This is a genomic window from Nitrococcus sp., from assembly GCF_059432795.1.
Window position 1 is genome coordinate 15,306 of record NZ_JBXWZQ010000064.1, and the last position, 11,784, is coordinate 27,089.

Genomic DNA, 11,784 nt, shown 5'->3' on the forward strand with positions numbered 1-11,784 from the left:
ACCTCCAGAGAACTAATCGGGTGGCGGCGCCGCCAATATCTCGCGCGCGCCGTTTGACTGCAGGGGCCCGACGATGCCCGCCGACTCCATTTCCTCGACCAATCGCGCGGCGCGGTTGTAACCGATCTTCAGTCGCCGTTGCACCCCGGAAATCGAGGCGCGTCGCGTCTCCGTCACTACCCGCACGGCCTGGTCGTAGAGCGGGTCACTCTCGCCTTCGCCGCTCGCCGCGGAAAGGCCCGGAATCGCAGGAGCCGTTGCTCCCGGCTCATCGAGTATCTCGTCGATGTACTCCGGTTCACCGGTTTTCTTGAGGTACTCCACGACACGATGCACCTCGGCATCCGAGGCAAACGCGCCGTGCACACGCTCCGGAATGCCGCGGCTGCTGGGCCCGAGATAGAGCATATCGCCATGGCCCAATAGCGACTCGGCACCCATCTGGTCGAGAATCGTGCGCGAATCGACCTTCGAGGAGACTTGAAACGCCATACGCGTGGGGATGTTGGCCTTGATCAAACCGGTGATGACATCCACGGACGGCCGTTGCGTGGCGAGAATGAGATGGATACCGGCGGCGCGGGCCTTCTGCGCCAAGCGCGCGATCAGCTCCTCCACCTTCTTACCGACCATCATCATCATGTCGGCGAATTCGTCCACCAACACCACGATGTAAGGCATTGGCTCGAGCAGCGGCGGTTCGGAGTACTCAACGGGATCACCCACCACGAGTGATTCGGGCGGAGACCACATCGGGTCCGGTATCGGCTCGCCCCGCTCGATGGCCTCGCGGATTTTACGATTGCAGCCGGCCACGTTGCGCACGCCGAGCGTGGCCATCAAACGGTAGCGGCGCTCCATCTCGGCCACACACCAGCGCAATGCGTTGGCGGCCTCTTTCATGTCGGTGACCACCGGGGCGAGCAGATGCGGTATCCCGTCGTAAATCGAGAGCTCCAGCATCTTCGGATCGATCATGATCGTGCGCACGGTCTCGGATCGGTTGCGGTAGAGCAGGCTCAGAATCATCGTGTTGACGCCGACCGACTTACCCGAACCGGTCGTTCCGGCGACGAGCAGATGCGGCATTTTGGCCAAGTCGACAATGACCGAATGACCGCTGATGTCCTTGCCGATGGCCAGGCTCAACGGCGGCGCCGAGGGCTCTTTGAGGGCCGGCTCGATGACCTCCGCCAGCGTGATCAGCTGCCGGTGCTCGTTGGGAATCTCCATGCCGACCACGGATTTGCCGGGAATCACCTCTACGACGCGGACGCTGGTCACGGACAATGCCCGCGCCAGATCCTTGGCCAGATTCGATATCTGACTCACCTTCACGCCCGCAGCCGGTTGCAGCTCGAAGCGGGTAATGACCGGTCCCGGCTGCACGGCGACAACGCTTACCTCCACCCCGAAGTCCCGCAGCTTATGCTCTACGCGACGGGGCATCGCTTCGAGCGCCTCGCGGCTGTAGCCCGGCTGCTGCTCCTTGGGGGGGTCGAGCAGGCTAAGCGGCGGCAGGCTTCCCGGCGGCACTTCCTCGAACAACGGCATCTGCTGTCCCCGCCGCGCGGGCGTCTCTGGCGCGAACGCGTTGATTACGGGCTCGATACGTGGTATCTGGCGTTCCTTGCCGGGTTTGCCCGTTTTGCGCGTTGGCCGTTCCAGCCGCGCGGGCCGGTCCACCGTCGGCTCGACGGGGCGCAAAATGCGCCGTTCGGCCGCCGCGTCGCGATAATCTCTCAGCGCCGCGGTGCCGCGCTGAGCGAGGCGCAGCGTCAATCGGCCGATGAGGTCCATGAGCTGGATCCAGGAAAGACCGCTGAATACCGTCATTCCGGCGAGGAATACCGCCAAGGCCAGCAACGTCGCGCCGACGAAGCTGAAATTGGCTTTTAACCAGCCGCCCGCCAGGTTGCCGAGAATTCCCCCGGAGCTCAGCGGCACCGTCGCGGGCAACGGTTCGAAATGCAGGCTCGCAAGCACCGCTCCCGAGACAACGGTGATAACGAACCCCAAAACCCGCAAAGCGAAAACATCCCAACGGATTCGACCGTCTTCCTTCTGCCAGCGATAAACCAGCCAAGCCACCAGCGCGATCAGCACCGGTATGAGATACGCCAGATAACCGAGGAGATAAAGGGTGAAATCCGCGAAATAGGCACCCACCACACCGCCCCGGTTATGGATCGTGCGGGTGGCGGCGCTATAGCTCCAGCCCGGATCCGCCGGGTTATAGCTGAGCAGCGCCAGCAGCAGGAAACCGGCGACGGCGAGCAGGACGAGTAACGCGGCCTCTCTCAATCCGCGACCGATATGCTGAACAAATCGGTTAGGCGGATTGTTGGATTCCTGTTTTGACACCATTGCGGCCATCCTGGCTGAGAAGTGAACTGAAAAACCCCTTCCAACTCATTATTAATAATGGAATATATACGAATAGGCAAGCCTCGGAGCTCGGGACGTAACCGCTCCAGCAGGATCCACATAGCCAGCTTGCACCGAGGACATCGCTGCAGGACGAGCTCACCCCGTTCGCGCCGGACCGACGCCATTGACGGCAGGAGCGCGCTCGGGATCCTTGCAAGCCCCCCACGCTCACCGTGCCATCGCGCCCCAGTGCGAAGCGGGCCGCCACCACAGCGGATTATACATGAGCGACAAAAGCGGCTCCCCCCCTGGAAGGCAAAAGCGATTGGGCGCGCTGCCGGCCCGGCCGGGCACCGCGGCGTCCGCTCACGGTATGAGAGCCGCAGGATGAGCCCGCCGCGTCACGTCCGCTTCGGGCCTAGTTATCGCACAACGGTAGAGCCCGAGCGCCCACGGGTTTCCCGTTTCGTTCATTTCCAGTTTCGTTCATAGTGGTTCGCAGTCAACGATCGTCGCCCGGATTATGCCAATGTCAGTTTGTGGGCCGTCATGAAGCTCGGAATCGTGCATTCGCTCGATGAGATTCCGGCGCCCGAGTGGAATTCACTCGCGGGTACCGCCAATCCGTTTCTCAGCCATGAATTTCTCGCTGCGTTGGAACATCACGGCGCCGTCTCGCCCCGCACCGGCTGGATTCCCAACCATCTTGCCCTATACGATGAACACGGCTTGGCAGCGGCCGCACCGGTCTATCAAAAGCAGCATTCGTGGGGCGAGTTCGTTTTCGATTTCGCCTGGGCGCACGCCTATGACCGATATGGTATGGACTACTACCCGAAGCTGGTCTGCGCGGTCCCCTATACGCCGGCGACCGGCCCGCGTGTGCTGGTGCGCCCGGGGCTCGATCGCGTGGCCGCGGTCGGCGAGCTTGCTGGGCAGGCGCAAGCGCTCATCGAAGCCGAGGCGCTGAGCTCAGCGCATTGGCTCTTCGTGGAAGCGCAGACGGCCCGGATTTTTGCGCAGGCCGGCTACAGCATCCGCCTCGGCTGCCAATACCACTGGAACAACCCGGGCTACCGCAGCTTCGAGGAATTCCTCGCCGGGCTATCGTCGAAGAAACGCAAAAGCATCCGCCGTGAACGCCGCCGGGTCAAAGAGGCCGGCATTGAGTTTCACACCCATACCGGACACGAAATTTCTGCCGAGCTGTGGCGCCTCTTTCACCGCTTCTATGTGAACACCTTTCACGCCCACGGCAATATCCCTTTGCTGAGCTTGGGGTTTTTCCGCGAAATCGGCGAGCGGCTGGGCTCGCGGGTGATGCTGGTGGAAGCGCGACAGCAAGATCGCACCATCGCCGCCGCGCTTTGTTTTCGCAGCCCCACGACCCTCTATGGGCGTTACTGGGGCAGTACCGGTGAGTTGCACGATGGACTGCACTTCGAGACCTGCTACTACCAGGGCATCGACTACTGCATTCGCGAGGGTCTACATCGATTCGAATCCGGCGCTCAGGGCGAGCACAAGATCGCACGTGGTTTTCTGCCCACCCCCACGTACTCCTGTCACCATCTCCGGGATCCGCGCTTTCGACTTGCGGTGGACGATTTCCTGCGCCAGGAACGGGCATATATCGAACACTACATCCGTGAACGCACCAACGAGGGCCCATTTCGCCTCGACGCGCTCGAACGACTCGCCTCCCCTGGCTGACGCGTTGCCCGGGACCGGCCGAGCTCGCGACGCAACACGACTATTGGCCGCCTCCGTAGGCATTCACCGGGCTCGATACTATGCTCTTGGAGAGCGGAGCACGGCATCGTTGGCGTTTGCCGGCAGCGGCCCGGACGCCGCTAGCGAAGCAATCCATGGCAGAATGGACCAAACGTTTTTTTGCTTCGCCTCGCCCACGGTTTCAACAGTCATCGGCCTAGGTAAATCGCGAAGGCATCCTTTCGCGAATAGTTGACTCAATGAGCGAACAATTGACCCATGTCGCGTATCCCCTGGATCGCTCCCGATGACCATATCAGCCCGTTTCCCGACGTCGAAACGGCGCTCAGGGAGCCCAACGGGCTGGTGGCCATTGGTGGTCCGCTATCTCCACAGCGCTTGGAGCGGGCGTACCGCTGCGGAATTTTCCCTTGGTTTTCAGATGACCAGCCGGTCCTGTGGTGGAGTCCCGATCCCCGACTTATCATCTACCCTCGGGATCTACGCATCTCGCGCAGCCTTCGTAAACGGCTGCGCCATGGAGGCTACCGGCTCACCATGGACCAATGCTTCGAGCCCGTCGTTAAAGCCTGCTCGGCTCCCCGTCGCGGCCAGGAAGGCACGTGGATCACACCGGAGATCATGGCGGCTTATACGCAGCTGCACGAGCAGGGCGTTGCCCACTCCGTGGAGGTTTGGCAGGACGCTTTCCTCGCGGGCGGCCTTTACGGTGTCTCCCTTGGCGCGGCATTTTTTGGCGAATCCATGTTCAGCCGCAGCACGGACGCCAGCAAGGTTGCTCTGGTCTGGCTGGCTACCCAGCTCGATGCCTGGTCGTTCGACTTCATCGACTGCCAGATGTCGACTCCGCACCTGTGTGCCCTGGGTGGCGTCGAGATCTCGCGGCGGCGGTTCATCCGTGAGCTGTACGCGGCGTTGAACCGCCCCACGCGCCCAGGGCCCTGGGAATTCGACGCGCAGCTCGATCCCCTCGCGTGGATCAAGCGACCCGTCTCGGTGGACAGGCCATGAACCGATTCGACCCTAACGAGCGCGAGCGCCGGCTGGCCGTTTTGGCAACCCCGAAGCACGAGTGCCCTTACATTCCCGGGCGCACCGCGCGTACCGCCTTTGTCGACCCTTTCGCAACGCTGGACACGAAGCGATACGCAGACCTGATCCGGCAGGGATTCCGTCGAAGCGGGCGTTATCTCTACCGTCCCAGCTGTCCGAATTGCAGCGCGTGCCAATCGCTGCGCATCCCGGTTAGCCTGTTCCCTCCGCGACGCAGGCACCGGCGTTGCCTGCGGGACAACGCCGGCGTTCGCCTGGTATCCCTTGCGCCTCGATACTCCGAGGCGCATTTCACACTTTACCGGCGTTACCTGGCGGCTCGCCATCCGAGCGGCAGCATGGCGGATCCGACCCCCGAGGACTATCAGGATTTCCTCACGCGCAGCTGGTGTAATACGGAGTTTCTGGAATTGCGTGAAGAAAGCCGGCTGTTGGCGGTTGCCGTCGTGGACGACCTCGGTGACGCACTGTCGGCCGTGTATACATTCTACGAGCCGAATCTCCCCGAGCGCAGTTTGGGCACGTTGGCCATCCTGCGGCTAATCGGCGAAACGCGCTGCCGCGGCTACGATTTCCTGTATCTGGGCTATTGGATCGCAGAGTGTGCGAGCATGTGTTACAAAAGCGAGTTTCGCCCACATGAGGTGCTGACCCCTTCGGGTTGGATCCGTGTGACATGAACTCGTTGCTGCACAGGAGTTGGTTAGCGGCGCCGGCTCCGCTAGAATCTCGCCTCGGTCCTACACTGCAGGAAGAACCTCGCCCTGGGCCGAGAGGCGCGCCAGGACACAAAGCAAGCAAATTCGCTGCTGGCGGCAGGAACACGCGCACCGCGCCGATTCGAAAGCGCCTGCGATATCCAGACACCGACACATGAGAGGCTGAATGACCAAGGAAGACCACGTCCGAATGCAGGGGACCATAGTAGAGGTCCTGCCCAACACGATGTTTCGCGTCGAACTCGAAAACGGACACTTGGTAACGGCACGCATCTCGGGGAAGATGCGCAAGCACTACATTCGAATATTGCGTGGTGACAAGGTGACCGTTGAGCTCACCCCGTATGATTTGAGCAAAGGGCGTATCGTGTATCGCGCTCGCTGAACGCGTGTTCCATCCCGAACGTCTGTCACGTCACGGGCACGCCGGCCATCCCTGGCCCCTGCCAATCCGATCAGCTCACCACATCGGGCTCGTTGATAGAGAAGGTAAGCTCGTCGTCTTCGACGTCCACGACGACATGACCACCACCGGCCAATCGCCCGAACAGCAGCTCGTCCGCCAATGGCCGCTTGATGCGGTCCTGTATGAGGCGGGCCATCGGACGGGCGCCCATTTTCGGATCGTAGCCATTCTCGGCCAGCCAAGAGCGCGCAGCCTCGCTGATATCGAGCGTGACCTTCTTCTCTGCGAGCTGGTGGCGCAACTCACGCAGGAACTTGTCTGCGACACGCTCGACCACGGCCGGGGGCAGTGAGTTGAATTGGATTACCGCGTCCAGTCGGTTGCGGAACTCTGGAGCGAATATCCGCCGGATTATCTCCAGGCTGTCGGAGGAGTGATCCTGTGCGGTAAACCCGATCGAGCGCCGACTCTGCTCCTGCGCACCGGCATTGGTCGTCATCACCAATATGACGTTGCGGAAATCGGCCTGACGACCGTTGTTGTCCGTGAGCGCACCATGATCCATGACTTGCAAGAGCAAATTGAACACATCGGCATGCGCTTTTTCGATCTCGTCGAGCAAGACCACAGAGTGCGGGTGCTTGATGACCTCCTCGGTCAGCAACCCGCCTTGGTCGAAGCCGACATAGCCGGGCGGCGCGCCGATCAACCGGGAGACGGTATGCCGCTCCATGTATTCGGACATATCGAAGCGGATCAACCGCACCCCCATGGCCTCGGCAAGCTGGCGCGTCACCTCGGTCTTGCCTACTCCGGTCGGGCCAGCGAACAGGAAACAGCCCACCGGCTTCTCCGTATCACGCAAACCCGCCCGTGACATCTTGATGGTCGTCGCCAGCGTATCGATGGCCGTATCTTGACCAAAGATAACCCGCTTGAGATCCCGCTCGAGGCTCTCCAGCAACCGCATGTCCGAGGTCGAAACACGCCGCGGCGGTATCCGGGCCATCTTGGCGATGATGGTCTCGACGTCGGCGACGTTGACCGTTTTACGCCGCTTCGAGGGTGGCAGCAGCCGCTGCCTGGCGCCGGCCTCGTCAATGACGTCGATCGCCTTGTCCGGCAGCCGCCGATCGGTGATGTACTTCGCGGCGAGCCCCGCCGCAGACTCCAGCGCCGGCTGCGTGTAGCGAACACCGTGGTGTGCCTCGAAGCGCTCTTTGAGACCGCGCAGGATCAGCACCGTCTCCTCGATCGTGGGCTCGGAGATATCGATCTTCTGAAACCGTCTGGCGAGTGCGCGATCCTTTTCGAAGATTCCTCGGTACTCCTGATAGGTCGTCGAGCCGATGCACTTCAGCTCCCCGCTTGCCAGCATCGGCTTGATCAGGTTGGAGGCATCCATCACCCCACCCGAGGCCGAACCCGCGCCGATCACCGTATGGATCTCATCGATGAACAGGATCGCGTTTTTCTCCCGCTTCAGCTGGGAGAGCACGCCCTTGATCCGCTTTTCGAAGTCTCCCCGGTATTTGGTGCCGGCCACGACGGCGCCGAGGTCGAGGCAGTAGATACGCCCATCCTTCAAGACATCCGGAACCTGTCCGTCGACGATCATCTTCGCCAGTCCTTCGGCAATCGCGGTCTTGCCGACGCCGGCTTCACCGACGAACAGGGGATTGTTCTTGCGCCGCCGGCAAAGAACCTGGATCGTACGCTCAATCTCGTTGCGCCGGCCAATCAGCGGATCGATCTCGCCACGTTCGGCCTTGGCATTGAGATCCGTGGCGAAGTTCTCGAGCGGCTTGCGTGAACCGGGCTCCGCGGCCGCCTCCTCGTCGTCTTGAGGCATCCCGCCCGGTTCGGCATCCTCGCCCTCGCCCGGTCCCTTCGAAATACCGTGGGAGATGAAGTTCACCGTGTCCAGCCGGGAAATATTCTGCTTGTGCAGAAAATAAACCGCCTGCGACTCTTGCTCGCTGAAAAGCGCCACGAGCACGTTGGCCCCGGTGACCTCCTTTCTCCCCGAGGACTGCACGTGCAGGATCGCCCGTTGCAGCACCCGCTGGAAGCCCAGCGTCGGCTGCGTCTCCCGCGTGTCGTTGGCGGGCAGCACCGGCGTCGTCTCATCCAGGAAGCTCTCCAGATCCCGGCGCAGCTGGTCCAAATTCGCACCGCAGGCACGCAAGACCTCCAGCGCCGCCGGATTATCCGTCAGCGCCAGCAAGAGATGCTCCACGGTCAAAAACTCGTGATGCTTCTCCCTAGCCTCTTTGAAGGCAAGATTCAGCGTGAACTCAAGTTCTTTACTCAGCATGCGCCTTCACCTGGTTACAACGCGTTCACGAAGCACCCGCTCATTTGGACTGCGGGTACGAAATTGAGTTCCGGCACGCTCATACCGGCTCCATCGTACACATCAGAGGATGGTCGTTTTTGCGTGCGTACTCGTTGACCAGATCCACTTTGGTCTCCGCCACGTCCCGGTTGTACACGCCGCAGACACCCTTTCCGCGCGTATGGACATGGAGCATGATCTGGGTCGCCTTGCCCCGGTCCATATGGAAGAACATCTGCAACACCTCCACGACAAATTCCATCGGAGTGTAATCGTCGTTGAGCAGCACTACGCGGTAAAGCGGTGGGCGCTTGACCTGGGGTTCCGCCTGCTTGACGGAGAGATCGCCTTCGCGCCGCGTGTCCTTTTCTCGACTCATGGTCTTACCGTCAACCTGAACAACCCAGAGTCTTTAATCTGGGGCCTCTCTAATCATTGTAAAAGACCCGGCGGATCCATCCAACGAGTAGCCAGGCGATTTGCAAAATCGCGAGCCGCACCAATCCAACCGCGGCTTGCGCTGACGCGCCGCCTACCGCCTACGGCTCAGGGAAGCCCCTCAGTGCGCCACTTCGAACTGAGACTCCTCCGTGGAGCCGTCCAGGGCCGTAACCGAGGACTCGCCCCCCTGGATCACCTTCGTGACTTCGTCGAAGTAGCCCGCGCCGACTTCCCGTTGGTGCCGGGTGGCGGTATAGCCGTCGGCTTCCGCCGCGAACTCCGCCTGTTGCAGGTCGACATAAGCCGACATCTGGCGTTCCGTATAGTTCTTCGCCAAATTGAACATACCGTAATTCAAGCTATGAAAACCAGCGAGGGTAACGAACTGGAACTTGTAGCCCATCGCGCCCAACTCACGCTGGAATGCGGCGATCGTCGCATCGTCCAGGTTCTTGCGCCAGTTGAAGGACGGTGAGCAATTATATGCCAGCAGCTTCCCCGGATTGTCTTTCTGGATGGCCTCGGCGAACTCCTTGGCGAACTGCAGGTCCGGCTTGTCCGTCTCGCACCAGACGAGGTCCGCGTAGGGCGCATAGCTCTTGCCGCGGGCGATCGCTTGTGCCGGCCCAGCCGCGGTAAGGAAAAAGCCCTCTTGCGTGCGCTCACCGGTCAAGAACGCTTTGTCGCGCTCGTCGGCATCGGTCGTAAGCAGGCTCGCTCCCAGCGCGTCCGTGCGTGCGACCAGCACCGTCGGCACCCCCATGACATCCGCCATCAGCCTCGCCGCTATCAGCTTCTGAACGGCCTCTTGAGTGGGCACCAAAACCTTGCCTCCCATGTGCCCGCATTTTTTGGCCGCGGCGAGCTGATCCTCGAAATGCACGCCCCCGGCGCCGGCTTCGATCATGCCGCGCATCAGCTCGAAGGCATTGAGCACGCCGCCGAAGCCAGCCTCGGCGTCCGCCACGATCGGAGCCATCCAGTCTGTGCCGCTCTCGCCCTCACAATGATGAATCTGATCGGCACGCAACAGCGCGTTGTTGATCTGTCGGACCACGGTCGGCACCGAATTCGCCGGGTACAGCGACTGATCCGGATACATGGTGTGACCCAAATTGGCGTCCGCGGCAACCTGCCAGCCCGATAGATAAATGGCCTTCAGACCCGCCTTGACCTGCTGCACCGCCTGATTGCCGGTCAACGCACCCAATGCGCTGACGAAAGGCTCCTCGTGAATGAGCCGCCACAACTTCTCGGCGCCGCGGCGCGCCAACGTGTACTCGATCGCCACCGTTCCCCGCAGCCGCACCACATCGTCCGCGCCGTAGCCGCGTCGCGTGTTGCGCCACCGGGGATTCTCCGCCCATTCCCGCTTGAGTTGCTCAATAGCTGCATCGTCGTTACGCATCTCGTCTCCCCCTTGCAGAGCCCGGTACTGCCCGCTCAGTCAAGCCGGCCGTCCCTAACCAAAGCATCACGCGCGTCGCTTCCCTCCAGCCGCCGGGCAGTTCGCCCATCGCGTCGGCCGCCACGTCCTGCTCGCCACTTTCGGCGCAGACACCTTGGACTCCTCCCGCGGGGTGGTGCGGTAGAGATCCACGCTGACCACGTCAACCTCGAGTGGCCGGCACGCCCGCCCCGTCACCCTCCGGGCCTCGCTCGAGGCCAATGGCTACGGGTATCGGGCATAAACCGCCCTCTGAGTCACTATACGCTCGTCAATCTGGGCAGCGGATAGCGCGTGTTTAACCAGTCTAGTGCGGCATTGCATCATTTGACAACCCAATTTCATGGATATTCAATATTTAAATACTTAATAATCATGAGGCGAACGACGCGTGACCAGCAATGCCGTCAAGAGTCACTATAAGCACAACCGCATCAAGCAGCTGCGCGCTTTCTGCTGCGCTGTGCAGTACAGCAGCGTGTCCAAGGCCGCCGAGCAGCTTCGCCTCAGTCAGCCCTCCGTTTCGCTCCAGATTCAGGCGCTCGAGCGCGAACTGGGAATCACGCTGTTCGAGCGTCGAGGACCGCGTATCCGCCTCACGCCGGACGGCGCAACACTTTACGAGCTGGCGCAGCCGCTGGTCGAGGGAATCGACGCCCTTCCCGAGCGCTTCGCCGCTCACAGCGAGCGCCTGCAGTCGGGACGCCTGGACATCGCTGCCGGCGAGTCCACGGCCCTATATCTATTGCCGGAGCTGATCGGTCAGTTCATCGCGCGCCATCCCGCAGTCCACGTAAAGCTGCACAACCTGGCGGGCAAACCGATGTGCGATGCCATCCGGCAGGACGAAGTGGATTTCGCCATCGGGTCTATGCTCGATCTTCCGGACGATATCCGTTATCGGGCCATTTATTGCTACAGTCTTTCCCTGATCACCCCGCTCGATCATCCCTTGGCCGAGAAGAGCACCATTACGCTGCAGGATCTCGCCTGCGGCGAGCTCATCGTGCCTCCGCGCGAGGTCACCACGTGTCGCTTGATCAATCTGGTCTTTCAGAAGCTCAGTATTCCTTATAAAGAGCGCCTTGAGGTCGGCTGTTGGGTGATCATCAAACGCTACGTCGAGCTCGGCTTCGGTTTCGCCATTGGCAGCAATCTCTGCCTGTCCGGCTCGGAGAGGGTCGCCGTTCGGCCGCTACCGGAGATCTTCCCCAAACGGACCTACGGCGTGATGGTGCGTCATGGCAAATTCCTCTCGCTGCAGGCCAAACGGTTT

At 61.5% G+C, this 11,784-nt stretch carries 9 protein-coding genes; 5 read left to right on the forward strand and 4 right to left on the reverse strand.

Translation table 11 applies throughout. The features are described from left to right. Window positions 1-12 precede the first annotated feature (12 nt). Window positions 13-2,367, reverse strand: a complete 2,355-nt coding sequence (locus AC52Q4_RS05100) for a DNA translocase FtsK (RefSeq protein WP_495535725.1) — start codon at window positions 2,365-2,367, stop codon at window positions 13-15. A 552-nt stretch (window positions 2,368-2,919) separates the two neighbouring features. On the opposite strand from AC52Q4_RS05100, the gene AC52Q4_RS05105 reads away from it, so the two are divergent. The 4 genes from AC52Q4_RS05105 to infA all read left to right on the forward strand — a co-directional run bounded on the left by AC52Q4_RS05105 (window position 2,920) and on the right by infA (window position 6,261). Next, window positions 2,920-4,083, forward strand: coding sequence for a GNAT family N-acetyltransferase (locus tag AC52Q4_RS05105; protein ID WP_495535726.1), 1,164 nt, complete (start codon window positions 2,920-2,922; stop codon window positions 4,081-4,083). 279 nt (window positions 4,084-4,362) lie between these two features. Then, window positions 4,363-5,115: a leucyl/phenylalanyl-tRNA--protein transferase gene (aat, locus tag AC52Q4_RS05110; RefSeq protein WP_495535727.1), complete on the forward strand. Its 753-nt coding sequence runs from the start codon at window positions 4,363-4,365 to the stop codon at window positions 5,113-5,115. Then, the gene (locus AC52Q4_RS05115) at window positions 5,079-5,837 is read left to right on the forward strand and encodes an arginyltransferase (RefSeq protein WP_495535728.1); all 759 of its coding nucleotides are present in this window, start codon (window positions 5,079-5,081) and stop codon (window positions 5,835-5,837) included. The genes aat and AC52Q4_RS05115 overlap by 37 nt, the downstream gene beginning before the upstream one ends. A 205-nt stretch (window positions 5,838-6,042) precedes the next feature. Then, window positions 6,043-6,261 (forward strand): translation initiation factor IF-1, encoded by a 219-nt coding sequence (gene infA / locus AC52Q4_RS05120; RefSeq protein ID WP_004998524.1) that lies wholly within the window; start codon window positions 6,043-6,045, stop codon window positions 6,259-6,261. Window positions 6,262-6,331: 70 nt separating this feature from the next. On the opposite strand, the gene clpA is transcribed toward infA, so the two are convergent. The 3 genes from clpA to aceA form a co-directional block, all read right to left on the reverse strand. Beyond that, on the reverse strand, window positions 6,332-8,599 hold the full coding sequence (clpA, locus tag AC52Q4_RS05125; RefSeq protein WP_495535729.1) for an ATP-dependent Clp protease ATP-binding subunit ClpA: 2,268 nt from the start codon (window positions 8,597-8,599) through the stop codon (window positions 6,332-6,334). Between the two features lie 79 nt (window positions 8,600-8,678). Continuing rightward, entirely contained in the window at window positions 8,679-8,999 is a 321-nt protein-coding gene (clpS, locus tag AC52Q4_RS05130) for an ATP-dependent Clp protease adapter ClpS (protein ID WP_495535730.1), read from the reverse strand. Window positions 9,000-9,179: 180 nt separating this feature from the next. Further along, window positions 9,180-10,469 (reverse strand): isocitrate lyase, encoded by a 1,290-nt coding sequence (gene aceA / locus AC52Q4_RS05135; RefSeq protein ID WP_495535731.1) that lies wholly within the window; start codon window positions 10,467-10,469, stop codon window positions 9,180-9,182. A gap of 430 nt (window positions 10,470-10,899) precedes the next feature. On the opposite strand from aceA, the gene AC52Q4_RS05140 reads away from it, so the two are divergent. Then, the coding region (locus AC52Q4_RS05140; RefSeq protein ID WP_495535732.1) for a LysR family transcriptional regulator at window positions 10,900-11,784 on the forward strand (885 nt) is incomplete at its 3' end.

Coding starts and splice junctions, on each gene's coding strand:
- AC52Q4_RS05100 (WP_495535725.1), bottom strand. CDS start 2,367: ATGGTGTCAAAACAGGAATCCAACAATCCGCCTAACCGATTTGTTCAG.
- AC52Q4_RS05105 (WP_495535726.1), top strand. CDS start 2,920: ATGAAGCTCGGAATCGTGCATTCGCTCGATGAGATTCCGGCGCCCGAG.
- aat (WP_495535727.1), top strand. CDS start 4,363: ATGTCGCGTATCCCCTGGATCGCTCCCGATGACCATATCAGCCCGTTT.
- infA (WP_004998524.1), top strand. CDS start 6,043: ATGACCAAGGAAGACCACGTCCGAATGCAGGGGACCATAGTAGAGGTC.
- clpA (WP_495535729.1), bottom strand. CDS start 8,599: ATGCTGAGTAAAGAACTTGAGTTCACGCTGAATCTTGCCTTCAAAGAG.
- clpS (WP_495535730.1), bottom strand. CDS start 8,999: ATGAGTCGAGAAAAGGACACGCGGCGCGAAGGCGATCTCTCCGTCAAG.
- aceA (WP_495535731.1), bottom strand. CDS start 10,469: ATGCGTAACGACGATGCAGCTATTGAGCAACTCAAGCGGGAATGGGCG.